This is a genomic window from Micromonospora sp. DT53 (assembly GCF_049841535.1).
Taxonomy (GTDB): Bacteria; Actinomycetota; Actinomycetes; order Mycobacteriales; family Micromonosporaceae; genus Micromonospora.
Genome location: NZ_JBNCKM010000008.1, coordinates 1 through 20,099, shown reverse-complemented (window position 1 = coordinate 20,099; position 20,099 = coordinate 1). Strand labels below are relative to the sequence as shown.

Annotated in this window: 16 protein-coding genes; 7 read left to right on the top strand and 9 right to left on the bottom strand. The window is 70.9% G+C overall.

The features are described from left to right. Positions 1-6: 6 nt before the first annotated feature. Together ACLQ3B_RS23800 and ACLQ3B_RS23795 are read right to left on the bottom strand one after the other, a co-directional pair. On the bottom strand, positions 7-1,191 hold the full coding sequence (locus ACLQ3B_RS23800) for an anhydro-N-acetylmuramic acid kinase (protein WP_425782912.1): 1,185 nt from the start codon (positions 1,189-1,191) through the stop codon (positions 7-9). Between the two features lie 11 nt (positions 1,192-1,202). Continuing rightward, positions 1,203-2,765 (bottom strand): sodium:solute symporter, encoded by a 1,563-nt coding sequence (locus ACLQ3B_RS23795; RefSeq protein ID WP_425782911.1) that lies wholly within the window; start codon positions 2,763-2,765, stop codon positions 1,203-1,205. A 252-nt stretch (positions 2,766-3,017) separates the two neighbouring features. Here ACLQ3B_RS23795 and murQ point away from each other — a divergent pair, with 252 nt between their 5' ends. Continuing rightward, positions 3,018-3,911, top strand: a complete 894-nt coding sequence (gene murQ / locus ACLQ3B_RS23790; RefSeq protein WP_425782910.1) for an N-acetylmuramic acid 6-phosphate etherase — start codon at positions 3,018-3,020, stop codon at positions 3,909-3,911. Between the two features lie 99 nt (positions 3,912-4,010). On the opposite strand, the gene ACLQ3B_RS23785 is transcribed toward murQ, so the two are convergent. From ACLQ3B_RS23785 to ACLQ3B_RS23775, 3 genes are all read right to left on the bottom strand, one after another. Continuing rightward, on the bottom strand, positions 4,011-4,187 hold the full coding sequence (locus ACLQ3B_RS23785; protein WP_425782909.1) for a hypothetical protein: 177 nt from the start codon (positions 4,185-4,187) through the stop codon (positions 4,011-4,013). Between the two features lie 1,071 nt (positions 4,188-5,258). Further along, complete coding sequence (locus ACLQ3B_RS23780) at positions 5,259-6,497, bottom strand: MFS transporter (RefSeq protein WP_425782908.1); 1,239 nt, start codon at positions 6,495-6,497, stop codon at positions 5,259-5,261. A 75-nt stretch (positions 6,498-6,572) separates the two neighbouring features. Further along, positions 6,573-7,238 (bottom strand): DNA alkylation repair protein, encoded by a 666-nt coding sequence (locus tag ACLQ3B_RS23775; protein WP_425782907.1) that lies wholly within the window; start codon positions 7,236-7,238, stop codon positions 6,573-6,575. Between the two features lie 109 nt (positions 7,239-7,347). Here ACLQ3B_RS23775 and ACLQ3B_RS23770 point away from each other — a divergent pair, with 109 nt between their 5' ends. Continuing rightward, positions 7,348-8,061, top strand: a complete 714-nt coding sequence (locus tag ACLQ3B_RS23770; protein WP_425782906.1) for an alpha/beta fold hydrolase — start codon at positions 7,348-7,350, stop codon at positions 8,059-8,061. 67 nt (positions 8,062-8,128) lie between these two features. On the opposite strand, the gene ACLQ3B_RS23765 is transcribed toward ACLQ3B_RS23770, so the two are convergent. The 3 genes from ACLQ3B_RS23765 to ACLQ3B_RS23755 form a co-directional block, all read right to left on the bottom strand. After that, positions 8,129-10,012 (bottom strand): alpha/beta hydrolase-fold protein, encoded by a 1,884-nt coding sequence (locus ACLQ3B_RS23765; RefSeq protein WP_425782905.1) that lies wholly within the window; start codon positions 10,010-10,012, stop codon positions 8,129-8,131. A gap of 384 nt (positions 10,013-10,396) precedes the next feature. After that, positions 10,397-11,962 (bottom strand): alpha/beta hydrolase, encoded by a 1,566-nt coding sequence (locus ACLQ3B_RS23760; RefSeq protein WP_425782904.1) that lies wholly within the window; start codon positions 11,960-11,962, stop codon positions 10,397-10,399. Positions 11,963-12,031: 69 nt separating this feature from the next. Further along, on the bottom strand, positions 12,032-14,860 hold the full coding sequence (locus tag ACLQ3B_RS23755) for an AfsR/SARP family transcriptional regulator (RefSeq protein WP_425782903.1): 2,829 nt from the start codon (positions 14,858-14,860) through the stop codon (positions 12,032-12,034). A 186-nt stretch (positions 14,861-15,046) separates the two neighbouring features. On the opposite strand from ACLQ3B_RS23755, the gene wrbA reads away from it, so the two are divergent. Beyond that, a complete protein-coding gene (gene wrbA, locus ACLQ3B_RS23750; protein ID WP_425782902.1) occupies positions 15,047-15,655 on the top strand; it encodes an NAD(P)H:quinone oxidoreductase in 609 nt (202 codons plus the stop codon). Between the two features lie 95 nt (positions 15,656-15,750). Here the strand turns inward: wrbA and ACLQ3B_RS23745 are convergent, their stop codons facing one another. Next, positions 15,751-16,353, bottom strand: a complete 603-nt coding sequence (locus ACLQ3B_RS23745; protein ID WP_425782901.1) for a class I SAM-dependent methyltransferase — start codon at positions 16,351-16,353, stop codon at positions 15,751-15,753. A 107-nt stretch (positions 16,354-16,460) separates the two neighbouring features. Here ACLQ3B_RS23745 and ACLQ3B_RS23740 point away from each other — a divergent pair, with 107 nt between their 5' ends. From ACLQ3B_RS23740 to ACLQ3B_RS23725, 4 genes are all read left to right on the top strand, one after another. Continuing rightward, on the top strand, positions 16,461-17,297 hold the full coding sequence (locus ACLQ3B_RS23740) for an alpha/beta fold hydrolase (RefSeq protein ID WP_425782900.1): 837 nt from the start codon (positions 16,461-16,463) through the stop codon (positions 17,295-17,297). After that, positions 17,290-17,880, top strand: a complete 591-nt coding sequence (locus ACLQ3B_RS23735; RefSeq protein WP_425782899.1) for a TetR/AcrR family transcriptional regulator — start codon at positions 17,290-17,292, stop codon at positions 17,878-17,880. The genes ACLQ3B_RS23740 and ACLQ3B_RS23735 overlap by 8 nt, the downstream gene beginning before the upstream one ends. A 66-nt stretch (positions 17,881-17,946) precedes the next feature. Continuing rightward, positions 17,947-18,834, top strand: coding sequence for a helix-turn-helix domain-containing protein (locus ACLQ3B_RS23730; protein WP_425782898.1), 888 nt, complete (start codon positions 17,947-17,949; stop codon positions 18,832-18,834). Between the two features lie 98 nt (positions 18,835-18,932). Further along, complete coding sequence (locus tag ACLQ3B_RS23725; RefSeq protein WP_425782897.1) at positions 18,933-19,937, top strand: SMP-30/gluconolactonase/LRE family protein; 1,005 nt, start codon at positions 18,933-18,935, stop codon at positions 19,935-19,937. Positions 19,938-20,099: the final 162 nt, after the last annotated feature.

Here is a 20,099-nt window from a genome sequence, read left to right as displayed (position 1 = left end):
GGGTGATCAGTCGGCCACTGGGGACGCGACGACCAGCAACCGGGCAGGAGCGGTGCTGACCGGGGCGGGCAGCCGCAGCGGCTGTCGACCGGGGGTGATGCTGCCGAGCACGGAGGCGTGCCGCGCGCCGGTTCCCGAGCGCAGGGTGCCCGGCAGCCCGTGCACGGTCAGGTAGCCCAGCAGCGCGAAGGCCAGCGCCTCCTTCGCGTCCGACGCGATACCCAGGTCGTCGCTGGACGACAGGTGGACGCCGGGCAGCTCGTCGGCGATCATGCGCATCAGCGTCGGATTGTGTGCCCCGCCGCCGGAGACGACGAGCCGGGTGACACCGTGGTCGCGGCAGGCCCCGGCCACCGTGACCGCCGTCAGCCGGGTGAGCGTGGCCAACACGTCCTGCGGGTCCGGCGTGGGTGCGTCGGCGAGGGCGGCGAGCAGGTAGGGCAGATGGAACAGCTCCTTCCCGGTGCTCTTCGGGCCGGGCAGCCGGTAGTACGGCTCGTCGAGCAGCCGCCGCAGCAGGTCCGGGTCCACCTGTCCGGCGGCCGCTCCGCGCCCGTCCCGGTCGTACTCCTCGGCGCCACCGCTGAAGTGGCGCGCGGCGGCGTCGAGGAGCGCGTTGGCCGGCCCGGTGTCGAACGCGAGCGGGTCCGCCTCGGGCGCGACGACTGTGATGTTGGCGATGCCGCCCAGGTTCAGGGCGGCCGGGACGCCGGGCAGGCCAGCCAGCAGCAGTGCGTCGAAGAGGGCGACCAGGGGAGCGCCCTGGCCGCCGGCGGCGACGTCGCGGCTGCGCAGGTCGGACACGACCGGAAGGCCGGTGGCCTCCGCGATCCAGGCGGGCTGACCCAGCTGGAGAGTGCCCCGCACCGTGCCAGCCTCGACCCAGTGGTGCATGGTCTGCCCGTGCGAGACGACCAGGTCGGCGTCGCCGTCGCACAGCTGGGCGAGGGCCCGCACGCCAGCCTCGGCGAAGGCCTGGCCGATGCCGGTGTCCAGCACGCAGATCGCCTCGGTGGTGGTCGGCGCGGGCGGCAGGGCGGCGGCGATCTGCGCGCGCAGCTCGTCGGAGTACGGGTGGCTGAGCCGCCCCAGCGGTCGCATCCGCAGGGTGTCGCCGCTCCTGTCGAACTCGGCGGCGGCGGCTTCGATGCCGTCGTAGGAGGTTCCGGACATCAGGCCGATCACGCGCATCAGGTCCTCCTTCAGGCCCGGCCGGCGGGCGCCGCCGCGTCGTCGACCTCGTCGCTACGACGTCCATGGTCGTACGGCGTCTCCGGGGCCGGGTGGAACCGGCTGGACACCGCGCCGACGGCCAGCGTGATCAGGACGCCGATCGGGACCAGCCACTGCGCGGCGATGGCGGTGGCGGTGGTGGTCCCCGCCGTCGTCACGTCGATCTTGACGTAGCGGACGATGTAGGTCATCACCGCCACGGTGACCAGGAAGGCGATCACCGCGTCGACCTGGTTGGCCCGCTTGACGAGACGGCCGAGCAGGAAGGCCCCGAGCAGCGCGCCGTAGGTGTAGCCGGCGATTGTCAAACCGGTCAGGTAGACGTTTCCGGTGCTGGAGCTGAACGCGCAGGCGAAAATCGCCATCAACACCGCCCAGACCAGGGTCATCACCCGGGCGAGCCGGAGCATCGCGTCGTCGGACGGGACCTTGCGGAAGAAGCTGTGGATGAAGTCGGCGACTGTGGAGTTCGACATCGAGTTCAACGCCGAGGACAGCGAACCCATCGCGGCGCCGAGGATGCCGGCCACCAGCAGACCCGAGATGCCCACCGGCAGGGCGTGCAGGATGAAGCTCGGGTAGAGGTTGTCGCTACTGGCCAGGCCGAGTTCCTTGAAGGTCTGACCCTTGTTGTACGACCACAGCAGCGCGCCGACCAGGGAGAACGCCGCGAACTGGATCACCACGAAGATGCCCGAGGAGATCATCGCCTTCTGTCCCTCGCGCAGGGTGCGGGTGGACAGGATGCGCTGGACGATCAGCTGGTCCGAGCCGTGGCTGGCCATCGCGAAGATCGCGCCGCCGATGATGGCGGTCGGCAGGGCGAATGGGCTGGTGAGCACGTGCGTGAGCGTGAAGTTGGTGTCGAAGAGCTGGAACTTGCCGGCGTCCAGCGCCTGCGAGTAGCCGTCGAAGCCGACGGCGTGGCTGAGCACCGCGATGGCCAGGATCGCCCCGCCCAGGTACAGCCCCATCTGGATGGCGTCGGTCCAGATGACCGCCTTGATGCCACCGAGGTAGGTGTAGACCACCGTGATGAGCGTCAGGACGATGATGATCGCCTGGTAGCCGACCTGAAGCCCGAACTCGTCGAGGAGAAGCTTGATGGGGATGGCCGAGGCGAACAGCCGTACGCCCTCGGCGAGCAGGCGGGTGAAGACGAACGTGACCGACGCCAGGCCCTGAAGTTTCAGGCCAAACCGCTCACCGAGGTACTGGTAGGCGCTGACGAACCCGCCCCGCTTGTAGAGCGGGATGAGCAACGCGGCCACGACGACCCGACCGATGACGTAGCCCAGGGCCAGCTCGACGTTGCCGAAGCCCTGACCGCTGTAGGCGCCGCCGGGAACACTGATCACGGTCAGGACGCTGGTCTCGGTGGCGACCACGGAGAACGAGACGGTCCACCAGGGCAGTCGACCCTCGCCCACGAAGTAGTCCTTGGCGGACTTCTGTTTGCCGGACAGGCGTAGTCCGACGTAGGCGATCACCACGAGGTACAGCACGATCACGACGAGGTCGAGTTGACGCACGGCTCACTCCCAACCAGCGGTTGTCAATAAGTGACGTTGACCCACCCTAACTCGAAACTTTTTGCCACCGCCCCTCCGGGCTGGTTACGCTGTGGTTTCAGCCTGCTGATACGGGGACTGTTCGCAGCTGCGCCCTCGGCCTGGCCGCGGCGGCGGGTCGCGAGGACCCGCTCGACGGCGAGCCGCCGGGCGACCGGAGGACCCCTCCCCGCCGGCCGGCGACTGCACACCAGCGAGAGGAACGAGCACCCCGTGGACCTCAGCACCCTCGGCACCGAGACCCGCAACGACAAGACCGGCGACCTCGACCGGATGTCTCCCACCGAGTTGCTTCTCGCGATGAACGACGAGGACCAGACCGTCGCCGCCGCCGTCCGCCGGGCCGTGCCGGACATCGCCGCCGCCGTCGACGTCATCGTGGCGTCGCTCCGCCAGGGCGGACGGCTGATCTACCTCGGCGCGGGCACCAGCGGCCGGATCGGCATGCTCGACGCCGTCGAGATCCCACCCACCTTCGGTACGACGCCCGAGCGGGTCGTCGGTCTGCTCGCCGGCGGGGCACGAGCCTTCGGCGTCGCCGTCGAGGGCGCGGAGGACGACCCGACCCGCGCCGTCGCCGACCTGGACGCGGTCGGCCTGACCGCCCACGACACGGTGGTCGGGCTCGCCGCCAGCGGCCGTACCCCGTACGTGGTCGGTGGGTTGGATCACGCCCGCGCGATCGGCGCGGCGACCGTCTCGGTGGCCTGCAACACCGACGCGGTGACCAGCCGGCACGCCGACGTCGCCATCGAGGTGCCCACCGGCCCCGAGGTGCTCACCGGCTCCACCCGGCTCAAGGCCGGCACCGCCGAGAAGCTGGTCTGCAACATGCTCTCCACCGCCGCGATGGCCCGGCTCGGCAAGGTCTACGGCAACCTGATGGTGGACATGAACGCCACAAACGAGAAGCTCGTCGACCGGGCCCGTCGGATCGTCGCCAACGCGGCCGACACCGACCTCGACACGGCTGCGCGGGCGCTCGCGGCGGCGCACGGGCACGCCAAGACGGCCATCGTGCTGCTGTTGGCGAACTGCACCGCCGAAGAGGCCGCAGCCCGGTTGCGCGCCGCCGACGACGACGTCCGGGCGGCCGTCGCGGCCTGATCCACCACGGCAGCCTTCGGCCGGGTGATCTGCCGGCTGCCCGAGTGCGACCAGCTCGACGAAGCGCCCCCTCCGGTGCGGACGGGGCGCTTCGTGGTGTCAGTCGAGCTGTGTGTCCGGAACCATGCGGTCCTCGTCCGCGTCGCCGTCGGGGGAACTGGCCAGCTCGATCCGGGGGGACCGATCCGGCGGGAGGTGGGCGAAGTCGGCGATGACGACGACATCCACCTCCCCGTCGATCATCGTCTGCTCGACGGTCTCCCAAGGGGCCCGCATGATTCCTGCGAATCGGTAGGAGTGTTCGCGAAGGTGACTGAGGCACCTCGCGACGGCGGGCTCCGACGGCTCGATGTGGGCGGGGATCCAGACAACCGCGATTTCCATGAATCTCTCCTGATCAACGTCGTGGACGCGAGTGAGTGATCAGGAGTTGTCGGGGCGGGGGAGGACCTCGCTCGACGGGACGGCTCGTCGCGCGCCTGTCGACGGCGGTGACGGTGAGCCCTGGCCGCAGCGGCGAGGGAGGCGGCGAAGCTTCGGCTGTCGACGCCTGTGGATCAGCGCCGCCGACGCCGACGCCTGTCGGTGCGGACGCCAGCGCCAGCACGAACGCCGGTGGCCCCGGCGCGGGACGGGCCGGCGGGTTGGGTCGCTGTCCGGTGACGGCGGTCCTCGTCGCCCGCGCCTGCTCCGACGCCCGGCCATTGGACCTGACGTGGGCGTCGCTTCGGGTCACCGTCGCCGACACGCGCGTCGACGGTGCTGGCGATGGCTGCGAGGCGACCCGTGCCTCCGGGGATGCCGAGGCGGATGGTGCCCGTGTGGCCTGCGGCGGCGACGACGGGGTTCCGGCCGGCCGACTTGGCCGGGCGGTGGGGGGCTCGGTCGACGGTGTCGGCAGCGGAACGGCCGACGGCAGGGGCACGGGCAGGGAGACGACCGCGGTCGGCAGGGGCAGGGGGACGGTCAGCTGCACCTCGACCACGTCGGCCACCGAGACTTTGATGGCCTCCGGCGAGGTGGCGACCTCCACCAGCGGGAGACGCGGCGGCGACGGCGTGTCGGCGTGGGCGGGGTTGGCACCCAGGGCCGCGCCGAGCGCCACCGCGCCGAACGCCACCGGGGGAAGGCTGTGCCTCAGCCGCATCAGACGGAGGCCGCCGGCAGCGGTGTCGCCAGGCATACCCGGGCCGGCTCAGCGGTTCGGTGCCGCTGGCCAAGCAGATGCCCCTCGCATCCTGCGGTTTCCTCCATGTGCGACTTGTTGCCCCCGGAAACCGCGGGCTACACCTTCTGTCGATATCTCCATTGAGCGATGTGGACCGACCGAAGGTTCACCTGGCCGGTTTACACGCGTGCCGCGGCGGGCGTCGGCGGGGCGTCGAGCGGCAGGTCACGCATCCGGCGGATCGGCGTCGACAGGTAGATGATCGGGGACAGCACGGTGAGCGCCCCGAAGATCAGCAGGGTGGTGCGGGCACCGAGTGGCCCGGCCAGGATCCCGGCGAGCAGGCCGCCGACCGGGATGGCGCCCCAGGAGACGAACTTGACCGTGGCGATCACCCGGGACAGCAGCTCCGGTGGGCTGGCGAGCATCCGGTACGTGCGGGTGGTCACGCTGAGCACCACAGTGGAGCTCGCGAAGATGAGGTTCCCGACGGCGAAGAGCAGGAACGCGGCGGTGCCGGTGCCCAGCGGGATGATGAGCGCACCGGCCACACCGACGAAGGCCGCGATGATCAGGCCGCGCGCGGTGCCGAACCGATCGGTGAAGCGGGTCGTCAACGCCGCGCCGATGAGCGCGCCGAGGCCGTCGGCGGCGATCAACAGCCCGACCATGAGCGGCGGTGCGTGCAGCTCGCGCACCAGGTAGAACTGGAACAGGGCGAGCATGCCGCCGTTGACGAAGTTCGTCGCGGTGGCGTCCCACATGGCCGGTCCGATGATCGGGTGCCGGAGCACGAAGTGCCAGCCCTCACGGATCATCGTGACCATCGGTGGTCGTTCGGCCGTTCGCTGCACCCGCCGGGCCGGCAGGGTGCGCAGCAGCGTGGCGGAGAGCAGGTAGCTGACGGCGTCCACGAACAGCGTCGGCACCGCACCCAGCAACTGCACCGCGAAACCACCCAGGGAGGGCCCGCCCAGCGCGGTGGCGGCATGCGTGCCGGAGGTGAGGCTGTTGCGCGCCTGCAACTGCGCGGCCGGCACGATCTCCGGCAGGAAGGTCTGGTTCGCCACGTCGAACAGCACGGTGGCGAAGCTCACCACCAGGGCGACCGCGATCAGCTGGGCCACCGTCAGCATGTCGAACCACCAGGCCAGCGGGACCGACGCGATGACGAGGGCCCGGACCAGATCCAGGGTGACCTGCATGCCGCGCAGCGGCAGACGCTGCACGATCACCCCCGCCGGCAGGCTGATCAGAAGGTACGCCAGATAGCTCGCCGCCGTGATCAGACCCATCTCGAAGGCCGACGCGTGGAGCACGGTCAGCGCGGTCATCGGTAGGGCCAGCGCGCCGACCGCCGAGCCGAGTTGGCTGGTCGTGCCGGCGACCCACCACCGCCAGAACGTACTAAGTCCCATAATGGAACTCACTATAGGGGCGCGCGGCAGACGGCGTCGACCCCGCCGAACGGGACGGACCGAGAACCCCGCTGCCTATCCCGCTCGGCGCACCATTTCGCTGATCCAGGTGGGCGCGAACGGAGACGTGCAGCCGGGGGAGGTGGGGTAGTCCTTGAGCACCTCGAGGCGTTCGCCGATGTCGATCGCCCGTTCGCGGTGCTCGGCGTGCTCGATGCCGATCTGCGCCAGGCAGTGGTTCATCGCCCACTGCAAGCGATCCGGCGCGTCCTTCATGTCGGTCTCGATCACCTTGAGCAGCCCCGGGAGGTCGAGACTCTCAGGCTTCTTCGTCACGCGTTCGGTGGTCAGCGCCCAGCCGGCACTCGCGACCACCGGATCCGGGTCGGCGAACCAGGCCAGCCGCAGCTCTTCGGAGTCCGGGCTCTTCTTCACCACGTAGCTCACGAACCAGTCGTGCACCTTGGGGGTGCGCGCCTCGCGCATCATGACGTCCAACTCGTCCCGCTCGAACACCCTCGGACGGCAGATCAGGATCGCCAGCAGCCGCGCCGAGGCATCGCCCGTCGCCCAGAGCTGGCGCGCGAGATCCTGCTGCGTCTTCAGCCGCTTCGCGAGCGCCCGAAGCGCGCCGAGATGCACACCATGATCGTCACCGTGTCTGGCGTTCACCTCCCGTGCCTTCGGGTCCTCCAGCTCGGCCAGTTCGGCCATCACCTCAGCCAGCGTCGTCGTAGCCATCGCAGCCTCCTGCTCGTCGGGCGGGACGTTTCGCACTCTCGTAACGGGTATCCAGGCGTACCGGTGCGACCGGCGGTGAACAGCTTCACGGAGTGAGGGGGCACCTGTCATGCCTGATCCACAGCCCACCATCGTGCTCGTGCACGGCGCGTTCGCCGAGTCGGCGAGCTGGAACGGTGTGCTCGAGCGGCTGAGCGGCGCGTACGACCTGGTGGCCGTCGCGAACCCGCTGCGGAGCGTCGCAGGCGACGCCGCGTACGTGCGGGATGTCGTCCGCGGGATCGGCGGGCCGGTCGTCCTCGTCGGCCACTCGTACGGCGGCATGGTGATCACCCAGGCCGCGGCCGGCGACACCTCGGTACGGGCCCTCGTGTACGTCAACGCCTTCGCCCCGGACACCGATGAGTCGGCGCTGACGTTGTCCGCGAAGTTCCCCGGCAGCACCCTCGCCGACACGCTTGTGCAGTACCCGGTGTCGACAGGTGGGAACGAGGTGGCGATCGGCCAGGACCAGTACCACGCCCAGTTCTGCGCGGACTCCTCGGACGACGTGGCCGCGCTGATGGCCCGGACCCAGCGGCCGATCACCGAACAGGGACTGGCCGACAAGCTCACCGGCGACCCCGCCTGGCGATCGCTGCCCAGCTGGTTCGTCTTCGGCGACGCGGACAAGAACATCCCGGTCGCCGCCCACCGGTTCATGGCCGAGCGCGCCAACCCGAGGGGCCAGCGCGAGGTGGCCGGCGGCTCGCACACGACTGTGGTGGCCCAGCCGGGCGAGGTCGCCGAAACGATCATCGAGGCGGTTCGGGGCGTGAGCTGACGGTCCGGGCGGGCGGCGGACGACGGTGGGCCGACGACGACAGGTCGCCGGCCCACCTGCCGGCCGGCTACCGGATCCGCAGTTGCTGGTGGGCCGCTGAGGTGGGGGCGTGGACCGGGTCACCGGAGTAGGCGACGCGCACCGGGTGAACCCCTGCGGACAGCCCGTCGGTCGGCAGCTTGACGACGGCAGCGCCGCCGCGGAGCGGAACCACCTGGGTGGCGCCCCCGAAGGTGACGGCGACCTCGCCGGTCACCTGCGGCGCCTCCCGGTGCGCAGACTGCGCCCGCACGTCGACGGCCAGCGTGAACGTGCCACCGCGGACGACCGAGGCAGGAGTCGCCTTCGCCTTCACCTCGACCCGTGCCGTGCCCGGGGGCGTCAGGGTGACCAGGGCTGAGCGTGACTTGGTCGAATCGACCACTGACGTCGCCACGACGGTGAGCGACGGCGCGGTCTCCGCGGCGTCGACCGAGAGCAGACCGTCGGCGGAGATGGTGGTGCCCGCAGAGGTCTCGCCCTGGACCGACCACGTCACCGCCGGGCTCACACCCTCATTGGTCGTCACCTCCGCGCTGAACTGCCTGGTCCAGTTCCAGCCCTTCGTCAGGTTCACCGTCGCGGGCGTCACCGACACGGAGTCGACCCCCGACCACAGGTGGTCCCGGGCGAAGATCGTGAAGAGCTGACCCGCAGTCATCCCGTCGTGCGCGCCGGGGACCTGGGTCGTCGCGGCCGCGTACCCCCGGGCCCGGAAGTTGTCCGCGATAGCGTTCTGGGCGTTGAGGTTGCCCTCGAAGACGCCGTTGCCGAGGAAGACGGAGAGCTGCTCGTCGCCGACCGCGTGCGCGATGGTGTCGTAGTCCTGGGTGGTGAGGGACGGGTTGCCGGAGAAGTGCCCGTAGTACGCGAACGTGGTCGGGTAGTTCTTGATGACGACACCGCCGGTCATGCCGCCGTACGAGAAGCCGGCGTAGGCGCGCCCGGAGCGCTCGGTCGAGACGTTGTAACTGCGCTCGATGAGAGGAAGGATCGTCTGGACCAGGTTGTTGGCCGCGTTGGTCTGGTTGTAGGAGGCGAAGCCGAGGCTGGTGCCCGTGAAGTGGTTGCCCATGGTGACGACCACCGTGGGCTCGATCTCGCCCTTGGCCGTCATGTTGTCCAGGATGTTCGGGACGTTCGCGGGGATCATGAAGTCGGTCTCGTCGCCGAAGATGCCGTGGGCCAGATAGGCGACCTTGTACGGCTCCGCGCGGTTGGCGTCGTAGTTGGCCGGCAGGTAGACGCCGAGGTAGTGGCCGCTGTCGCCCAGGATCGTGGTGTACGGGACGTACCTGACGGTTCCCCGCTTCGCGCGGTCGGCCACCGGCACCTCGTAGTCCGCACGCGCCTTCAGCACCGGGTCGTTCTGCTTCTTGGCGTACGGCACGGACACGGCGTCGAGCACGTCGTTGTTCCTGACCCGGAACGACGACTCGCCCGGCGGCCGAGGGTTCGTCGAGGCGGGATCCCAGATGCGCTTGTTCTCCCAGCCCTGGGTCGGGTCCCAGACGCGGTACCAGTAGCTGAGACCCCCGGCGTGGAGTGGGAGTGAGACCGACCAGTTTCCCTTCGGGTCCCTGGTCATGTCCCGCAGGAACTCGGTGCCGCCGGCGTGGTAGCGCCCCGGCTGCCACTCTTCCGGCTGATAGCGCGTGGTGCCGGTGCCGACGTCGAGCAGGGTCAGGTCCCCGGCAAGGCGGACCTGGGTGGCGTGCGGATTGCGGTAGGTGAACGTGACTGTGTATCCGGTCGGTGAGTGGCGGTCCGCCTTGACGGTCGCGCCCTGCACGATCGGGGGCCTGCCGGCGGCGACAGCCGGCGCGGGGACGACGACCCCCGCACCGAGCGCCGTGAACGCGAGGATCGAGATCGCAAGCCGGAGCCTGCGTCTTCCGGTCGTTTCCCTCATGCGCGAAGACTCCTTAGTGGTGGTAGCTCGTCGCGGGTCTGGTCCGGTGCGGGGAGTTGAGGGCTTCGATGGCCGCTAAATCGAATTAGCATCGGGAGTGTGGCTGGCCACAGCTTTCGATGTCAAGGGGTGTCCGGAACCGGGACCGGCGATCGCCTCGATGGGTGCGCCACCCGCGGCCTGCGGGTTTTCCCAGCGACGACGGACGGTGTCGGTCATTCGAAGAGTGGCCGTTCTGGCCGGACAGCAGCCGGCCGACGGCTCCTGACCCGACGTTGTCGCGGCGGCGACGCCCCAGCCACCGGGGTAGGAGACCGGACCGACACGTCGTCGGCCGGTCACTACCTTGGTGAGCTGGGGCGTCATCGTGACGAAGTCGACCCGTCAGACCGGGGCGGCCGGGCAGCTCGCGCCGACCGGTGGTGTGGTTCTGGTGATGAGGTACCGCTCCACCTGACGACGGGTGCACTCGGACCGTGGGTAGCTGGCGTGGCCCGACCCCTCGTAGGTGACGAGGTGGCCCCGGCTGCCGAGCTGGCGCACCACCCGCTGGGCCCCCTCGTACGGGGTGGCAGGGTCGTACCGCCCGTTGAGCACCAGCAGCGGCGCGTTCGTTTGGACCCGCAGCCGATGTTGTGGGTTGTTCGCCGTCCAGCCGAGGCAGATCGCGGCGAAGCGGACGGCCAACGGGGAGGCCCGCAGGTGCGGTGCCGCGGCGCGGGACAGTTCGAGATACTGGTTCCACTCGGCGAACCCGTCTACCGGCAGCGACCAGTCCTGGCAGAACGCCGGTAGCGCGTACTCGGTCAGGTCCTCGTCGCTGACCGGCACCATCGGCGACGCGAGTGCGGCCGGCTCACCCCGCTCCAGCGCGAGCAGCATGTTCGCGAGGTCGGCCCAGGTCGCGTCGAAGAAGTTGACGACTGTCGCGAACCCAAGCTCGAACCAGGTCAGCCTGGTGCCGGTGGCCGCGTCGACGAGCGTGCCGGCGTCGGCACGGCGCATCAGTCGGTCGTAGAGCGCCGGCACGTCGCGTCCGTGCAGCGCGCAGCCGGGGCTTCGTTCGCACCAGGTCACGAACTCGCGGAACAGCGCCTCGTTACTGGCCGCGCCGCCGCGGAAGTATTCCCTGACCCCCTGGCTGTGGTCCATCACGCTGTCCATGACCAGTGCGCGGACGCGGTCGGGGAACAGCTCGGCGTAGGACTGCCCGATAAGTGTGCCGTAGGACCACTGATAGAAGCTCAGCTGCCGCTCACCGAGCGCGGCCCGGATGGCGTCCGTGTCACGCGCGACGCTCACACTGTCGAGGTGGTCGAACAGCGGGCCACTCTGAGCGCGGCAGTCGTCCCGCAACTGGCGGTTGTAGGTGCGGAGTCGCTCGAACTCTGCCGCGTTGGCGGGTGCCAGGGAGGGGTGCTGGCCCAGCAGCGCCGATGAGCAGCGCACCGGTGCGCTACGGACCGTGCCCCGGGGATCGAAGCCGACGATGTCGAAGCGGCGCAGCACGTCCGGCCCGAGCTGGCTGTCGGCCGTCAGCGCCACGTCCACCCCGGACAGGCCGGGACCGCCGGGGTTGAAGACCAGGACACCGATGCGGGCGGCCGGGTCGGTGGCGGTGCGTCGGGCCAGGGCCAGTTGGAAGGTTTCCCCACCCGGACGGGCCCAGTCGACCGGCAGGCGCAGGGTTCCGCACCGGGTGCCCGGATCGTCGGGGCGTTCCGGGCACGCCCGCCAGTCGATCCGACCGTTCCAACCGCCAGCGGTGAGTGCGGTGACCGGCCCGGTGCCGCCCGCCTCGGCCGGCGTGGTGCCCGCGAGCGACGGTGGGGCGTTGAGCGACAGAGCGACGAGGACCGCGACGGCGGCCGAGAGGCCGCCGAGGAGCCGTGGGCGTCGACGGCCACGCTCGCGGGGATGCCAGAAGGTGGTTCTCTTCGTGGTCAACATTCGTCCAGCCTGCCGACGCCCGGTCCACGTCGGATCCACGCCGGGCCGGGGGCGGCCGGCGCAGGGATCTCATCGGTACGCGGCCAGCCGCTCGGACAGCACCACGGCCTGTGGATGACCGATCCGGTCGAGGATGGCCAGCGCCTGCCGCCACAGGTCGACCGAGGTGTCGTGGTCGCCCACCGCCTGATGGGTGTCGCCGAGGTGGACGAGTGTGTCCGCTTTCCCGCACTGGTCCTGGACGTCGGAATAGAGCGTGAGCGCGCGCCGGTAGCAGTCCGCCGCGGTCGGGTGTTTCCCGAGGTGGTGATAGGCGAATCCGAGGCTGTCCCAGGTGTGGGCCGCGCCGATCCGGTCCTCGGCCTTCTCGTAGAGCGCGAGCGCCTGCTCGCAGTAGGCGATGGCGCCGGCGTACTCGTCCAGGCGGGCGTGGCTCCAGCCGAGCGCGTTGAGGGCCGCCGCCTCGCCGAGCCGGTCGCCGGTACTGGTGGCCAGCGCGAGCGCCTCGCTGGCGTGTGGCAGTGCCGCCTCGACGTCGCCCTCGATGTCGGACAGCCAGGCGAGGTGCAGATGGGCGCTGGCCTGCCCCGGGCGGTCGCCGGCCTGGTCGTACCGGGTCATCGCGCGCCGAAGGTGATGGTGGGCGGCACCGAACCGGCGGTGCTGGATGTGGGCCAGCGCGAGGTCCCGGTGGGCCAGCGCCTCGGCCCGGGGATCACCGCGGCGGTGCGCGACCGTGACCGCGATGGCCTGTACGGCGGCCAGGTCGTGCCACTGCGAGAGCCGGCTGAGCAGGGGAGTGAGGGCCTGGGCGAGGTGCCCGGCGTGGGCGTCGAAGCGGTGTGCGACCGCTTCGTCCACGGCGGCCAGCAGCACCGGCTGTTCGATGGTGAACCAGGCCAGCGCGGCCCGGTGGTCGGCGAACGCCGACGGTGACGTGTCGGCGGGCAGGGGCGGCGGATCGAGCGGCTGCCAGCCGGAGTCGACAAGCCTCGCCGCGGCACGGGCGAGACGCAGATAGTGGTCGAGCACGCGCCCGCGGGCGGCGTCACGGTCGGCCGGACGGTCGAGCGCGTAGGTCAGTTCCTCCCCGTAGGCGCGCAGCAGATCGTGACAGCGGAAGCGGTTGGGGGACGACTCGGCCAGCAGGTTCGCCCGGGTCAACTCGTCGAGGGCCGGCCGGATCAGGTGCGGCGGTGCCCCGGCGAGGCTGGCCGCAGCCGCCGCGCTGACGTCCGCGGCGGGGTGCAGGCTGAGTTGCCGGAACAGCCGGGCCGCGTCCGCACCGAGCAGCCGGTACGACCAGGAGAGCACGGTCCGCACGTCGGTGGCGGCGTCGTCGGTGGCCAGGGCGGCCAGCCCGCCCCGACTCACCGCCAGGTCGTCGGCGATCACCTGGAGCGGAAACGTGGGTCGGGCGGCGGCTCGCGCGGCCACGATGGACAGGGCCAGGGGCAACCGCGCGGTACGTCTGATCAGCTCGTCCACCGCTGCCGGTTGGGCGGCGGCCCGCTGCGCACCCAGTCGGCGCACGAGCAACTGCCGCGCTTCGTCGTCGGTGGGCAGGTCCAGCGCGAGGGGCTGGGCGCCGTCGGCGGCGACCAGGCCGGGCAGGGTGTGGCGACTCGTCACGAGCACACCGCAGCGGGTCGACCCCGGGAGCAGCGGCCGCACCTGCTCCGCGTCGCGGGCGTTGTCGAGCAGCACGAGCAGCCGTCGATCCGCGGTCAGGCTGCGGTACAGGGCGAACTGGGCCGCCGGCTCGGCGGGGATCTCCAGGGGTTTCACACCCAGGGCGGGCAGGAGCGAGCGTACGACGACGGACGAGGGCGACGCCTCCTGCGTCGCGGTGCCGAATCCACCCAGGTCGACGTGGAGCTGCCCGTCGGGAAAGTGGTGCAGGTTGTCGTGCGCCCAGCGCGACGCCAGCCAACTCTTTCCGACGCCGCCGGTGCCGGTGATGACGACGGTGCCGGCCGAGTCGGGGTCACCGAGCAGCAGCGTGGTGAGCCGGGCCAGCTCCCCGGCCCGGCCGGTGAACAACGTCGGTGGGGCCGGCAGCTGCCGGGGGACGACCTGCGGCGGGCATTTTTCCGCCGGCCGGGGGTCGGCTGTCAACAGCTCCCGTTCCGCCCGCAGGATGCGGGTGTGCAGGTGTTGGAGATCAGGGCCGGGCTCGACTCCCACCTCCTCGGCGAGAAGATGGCGGAGCTGCCGGTACGTCGCCAGCGCGTCGGCGCGCCGGCCGGTCCGCGCCAGGGCCACCATCAGTTGCCCCCATGGGCGCTCGCGCAGCGGATCGGCGTCGACCTGGTTCCTCAGCGCTTCGATCAGCTCGTGATGCCGTCCGGCGCGCAGCTGGAGGTCGGCGACCTCTTCCACCAGGCTGGAGCGCTGTTCCTGGAGCCGCGCTCGGACGGAGAGCAACACGCCCCAGCCGGGGAGCCCAGCGAACGGCTCTCCACGCCAGAGTGCCAACGCGGCCTCGAACGACTGCTGGGCGGTTGACCAATGGCCCTGCCGCAGCGCGGAATACCCCCGCTGGGTCAGGTCGTCGAAGGTGACGCTGTCCATCGTCTGCCCGTCGAGGGCGAGGTGGTAGCCGGTGGGCCCGGCGAGGATGGCGGGGTCGGGGAGGCCGGGGGAGCGCATCGCCCGGCGTAGCGCCCAGACATAGGTCTTCACGTTGCCGGCTGCGGTCTTCGGTGGGCGCCCCTGCCACAGCTCGTCGACGAGTTGGTCGATGGACCACCCGGTGCCGGGCTGGGCCATCAGGACGGCCAGGAGGCGCATCTGCATCGGCGTGCCGAGGGCCAGTCGTTCCCCGCAGGCCGACCACACCTCGACCGGTCCGAGTAGTTGGTACCGCATCGCTGGCGGCGCCCCCGCGGCGTCCATCGCCTCATCGTAGGGGCCGGAACCACCCCGCCTCATCGGCTGGACGGCCGCAGCCCCGCGCCCGTCGCCTGGTGTGCTCCGTCACGCAGGTGGGCATGGTCAGGGTGTTGGGGGTGTCGCGAGGTGGCTGCTACTGTCGAGATTGTTGCGGCCGCAAATTTATCAGCGGCAACTACTTTGGGAAGGATGCCTCCGATGACCAAGCTCTCCGTCATCTACTACTCGTCCACCGGGACCCTGCACGCCATGGCCAAGCGCCTCGCCGAGGCTGGCGAGAAGGCCGGCGCCGAGGTGCGGCTGCGTCAGGTTCCGGAGCTCGCCCCGGCAGAGGCCATCGCCTCCAACGCCGCCTGGAGCCAGCACTTCGACGCCACCAAGAACGAGCCGAAGGCGACCGCCGACGACGTCGTCTGGGCGGACGCGGTGCTGTTCGGCACGCCCACCCGGTACGGCAACGTCGCCAGCCAGCTCAAGCAGTTCATCGACACGCTCGGCCCGCAGTGGGCGCAGGGGCTGCTCGCCGACAAGGTGTACGCCGGCTTCACCGCGTCCATGACCGCCCACGGCGGCCAGGAGTCGACACTTCTCGCGCTCTACAACACCGTCCACCACTTCGGCGGTCTGGTCGTCGCCCCGGGCTACACCGACCCGCTGAAGTTCGCCGACGGCAACCCGTACGGCGTCTCGCACGTCACCGGTGGAGGCAACGACGCCCCGCTGGGCGACGCCCAGTTCGCCGCTCTCGACCACATGGCCGAGCGGGTCGTCAAGATCGCCGGGAAGCTCAGCGCCTGAGCGCGCTGCCCGCCGTACCGGAAGCCCGCGTCGACGCGGGTCTTCAGCTGGCCGAGGGCCGGCCTCCCATCGCGGGAGGCCGGCCCTCGGCGTTCTCACGCCGCGATCGCCGCGATGGCGGCGAGCGGTCGATGCTCGTCGGTGCCGGGCCGCCGCAGGCGTTCGACCTCCCGGAAACCGGCCCTCACGAGACGTTCGGAGATCTCGTCGGCCGGCCAGCGGTAGGCGGTCAGGACCTTGTGGTCGAACGCGCCGACCTCCTCGGCATCGAAGACGCCCAGGACCAGCCGCCCGGCCGGGACCAGCACCCGCCGAAACTCCTCGAGCGTGCCGTCGAGTTCCGGCGGCGGAAGATGGATCAACGAGTACCAGGCCAGGATGCCGTCGATGGATTCCTCGGCGACGTCGAGGTGTTCCATCGAACCGAGGCGGAACTCGACGCCCGGGTGGGACGCCCGCGCGTGCGCGATGAACTCGGGGACCAGGTCGACCCCCATGGCGTCGACGCCCAGTTCGTGAAGGTAGCCGGTGAGGTGGCCAGGCCCGCACCCCAGATCGAGCACCCGGCCGGACCGGCTGCCCAGGTGTCGTCTGATGAGGGCGAGGTCGTCGGTGTCCACCTGCTGGCTCGTGCCGAACAACTCGATGTAGAGCTTCGCGACGGACGTGTAAGCCTGTCGCACCGTGTCCGTTTCCATCGCGGAACCATACGGTCGCCGGGCCTTGCCGAGGGGACCGGCGCTTGCCCATTCCAGCTAATCACGTTAGCCTTTAGCTAATCACGTTAGCTTCAGTGGAGGACGTCATGATCGAAAACCTGGGCATCGCCGGCAACACCATCGCCTACGAGGTCACCGGGCAGGGGCCGCTTGTCGTCCTGGCGCACGGCATGGGCGACAGCCGGCACTCCTACCGCTTCGTCGCTCCGGCCCTGGTCGCGGCCGGATACCGGGTCGCCAACGTCGACATCCGCGGCTGCGGCGACTCCAGCCTCGGATGGGACGGCTACAGCCGCACCGACATCGCGGGCGACCTCGTCGCCGTCGTACGCCACCTCGGCGGTCCGGCCGTGATCATCGGCCAGTCGATCAGCGGCGGTGCCGCGACGATCGCGGCCGCCACCGCGCCCGAGCTGATCACCGGCGTCATCGAGCTGGCGCCGTTCACCCGAACACAGTCCTTCGACCTTGGCGGGTTGCTGCGGGTGAAGCGCTTCCGGGCCGGCTACCTCCAACTGGCGCAGGTGCTCGTGCGGGGCAGCCTGGCGAACTGGCGCAAGTACCTCGACGTGGCGGTCCCCACCAAGCCCGCCGACTGGCACAGCGAACTGGCGCGCATCGAGGCCAAGATGAGTGAGCCCGGCCGGATGAAGGTCCTGCAGGCGATGGCCAAGACCAGCCCGGGCGACGCCGGTCGGCAACTGCCCAACGTCACCCGCCCGGTCCTGGTGATCCAGGGCAGCGCCGACCCCGACTGGGCCGACCCGCGGGCCGAGGGCGAACGCATCATCGCCGACCTGCCGCGAGGGCTCGGCGAACTGGCTGTCATCGAGGGCGCGGGCCACTACCCGCACGTCCAGACGCCCGACGAGGTTGTCGCCCTGGCCCTGCCGTTCCTCGCCCGGACGCTGACAAATGCCTAAGGCCCGGCTCACCCCGACGTCGGTCACCGAAGCCGCAGCCGCGCTGGTCGACGAGGTCGGCTTCGACAACCTCAGCATGGGCCTGCTCGCCGACCGGCTCGGGATCAAGACCCCCTCGCTCTACAAGCACGTCACCGGTCAGGCCGACCTGGCGCACCGGATCGCGACCCTGGCGATGACCGAGGCCGGCGATGCCATCCGGGACGCCATCCAGGGCCGGTCCGGCAGCGATGCCCTCGCCGCCGGCGCCCAGGCGATGCGGACCTACGTGCGGGAGCACCCCGGCCGGTACGCGGCCGCCAACGCCGCCCGCCCGACCGGCCCCGACGACCCGTTCATCCCGGCCAGCGACCGGGTGCTCGCCTCCTGGGCAGCCATGCTGAGCGGGTACGGGCTGGAACCCGGCCAGGAGATCCACGCCATGCGAACGCTGCGCAGCGTCCTGCACGGCTTCGCGACCCTGGAGGCGGCCGGTGGGTTCCAGATCGACGCGTCGGTCGACGAGAGCTTCACCTGGCTGATCAACTTCATCGACCACGGCCTTCGCGTCGGCGCCGTCACGGGCAGCGCCGCCGCCCGCTGACGCCGGGCGGTGCCTACCCCTGGCAGGGAGTGGTTGCGGCGGGCCGGGCTCGCAATACTTCGAGTCATGAACGCGAGAGGACAGCTCGGCGATTTCCTCCAGGCCCGGCGCTCCCAGCTGCGGCCGGAGGACACCGGCGTGGCGACGTACGGTGAGCGGCGCCGGGTTCGAGGGCTGCGCCGGGAGGAGTTGGCCCTGCTGGCCGGGGTGAGCGTTTCGTACTACTCGCGGTTGGAGCAGGGGCAGGCCGTGAACGCCTCACCCGAGGTGCTCGACGCGCTTGCCCGGGCGCTGCGGCTCAACGACGCGGAGCGTCGCCATCTGGGCGAGTTGGCGGCCGGGACCCGCCGTCGGCCCGCCGTCCGCCGCCCGTCCCCGGAGCGGGTGAGCCCGGCGGTACGCCAACTCATCGAGGCGCTTGGTGACGTACCCGTGCTGGTGCTCGGCCGCCGCGCGGACGTGCTGGCCTGGAACACCGCCGGTCATGCCCTGTTCGCCGGCCACCTGACTCCGGAGATCCCGGACCGGCCGAACCAGTACCCGAACATGGCACGGCTGGTGTTTCTGGACGCGCACACCCGCGACCTGTACGCGGACTGGCCCACCAAGGCCCGCGCGGTGGTGGCGACACTGCGGATGGCCTCCGGGCGACACCCGGACGACCCGCTGATGGCCGCGCTGGTCGGTGAGCTGACGGTGCGGAGTCCGGAGTTCGCCACCATGTGGGCCGACCACCGGGTGAAGGCCGGCGGTGGCACGGTCTACCGGATGCGTCATCCGCTGGTCGGCGCGATGGACGTGACACAGCAGACCCTGCGTACCGAGGACGGCCAGACCGTCGTCGTCGCCACCACCGAACCCGGCTCGGCATCGCACGCCGCGATGACATTGCTCGTGCACGGCGCGATCACCACCCGTGCCGGTGCTCCCCAACCCCTCGCCAGGCACGAGTAGCACCGTCCCCATCGGCTCGACATGAGGTGCTCCGCGAGGAGCGCCGGACCCGTCGCGCCCTCTTCCAGCCCATCGACGACACGTGAGTAAGGACAGACATGCGCAAGAGAACGATGACCCTCGTAGTCGCTGTCGCAGCAGCGGCGATCGGCGTCCTGACTGTCGTACCGTCGAGCGCCGCACCGGCCGCGACCGCACCGGCCCGTACCGTCGGGCAGCCCCGAGCGTCGGCCGCGCCGGTGCCCTCGCGGATCGCGGTCCACTTCGACCTGGCGAAGGGGCAGCTGCCGGAGAACGTCGCGGTCGGCCCGGACGGCACCGCCTACGTCACCTTCGCGGCGGCCCGACAGGTCGCCGCGGTCACCCCGTCCGGCGGGACGCGGATCCTGGCGACCCTGCCGGCCCCCGCCGATGAGGGCGTCGACACGCCGGTGCTCGCGTTCGCGCTGACCACGGGCATCGTCCGCCTGACTGACGGCACCCTCTACTTCCTCTACGCGAGCGGCGATGCCGCCACCACGGGTCTGTACCGGCTACGCCCCGGCCGGGCGCCGCACCGCGTCGCGGCCCTGCCGGCCGACGGGCTGCCCAACGGCCTGGCGTTCGACGCGGAGGCGAAGAGGTTCTACGTCACGGACTCCGTGCTCGGCACGATCTCGACAGTTCCCCTGGACGGCGGCCGCGCCGAGGTCTGGTCCTCGGCACCCGAGCTCGCCGCGGCCGGGTTTCTCGGCGCCAACGGCATCAAGGTACGCGCCGACGCGGTCTGGGCGACAAACCTCGACCACGGCACGCTGCTGCGCATTCCGCTTCGGCACGGCCGACCCGGGCCGGTGCGGGTGGCGGCGACCGGCCTGGTCGGCATCGACGACTTCGCGTTCGTCGGCGCCGGTGACCGACAGGTCATCGCCACACTGAACGGCCCGAACACGGTGGTGAGCATCGACGAGGCCGGCCGTTCCCGAACGCTGATGACCGCCGCCGACGGGTTGCAGAACCCGACCTCGGTGGCCGTGCGCGGCCGGACCGTCTACGTGCTCAGCGCCGCGTACACCACAGGTGTCGACCCCAACCTGGCACTGGCCACCCTGCCGGTCCGCTGACCGCCGCCCTCCAGGAGATCCCATGCACGAGATCCCGCGATACTGAGCGCGCGGGGGGGGGGCGCCCCCCCCCCCCCCCCCCCCCCACGACTCAACCTCGGCGATGTCAACCCGAGGTACAGGAGCGGATCTGCGGGCGGGCGCTGCTGTTGCCGTTGGTCA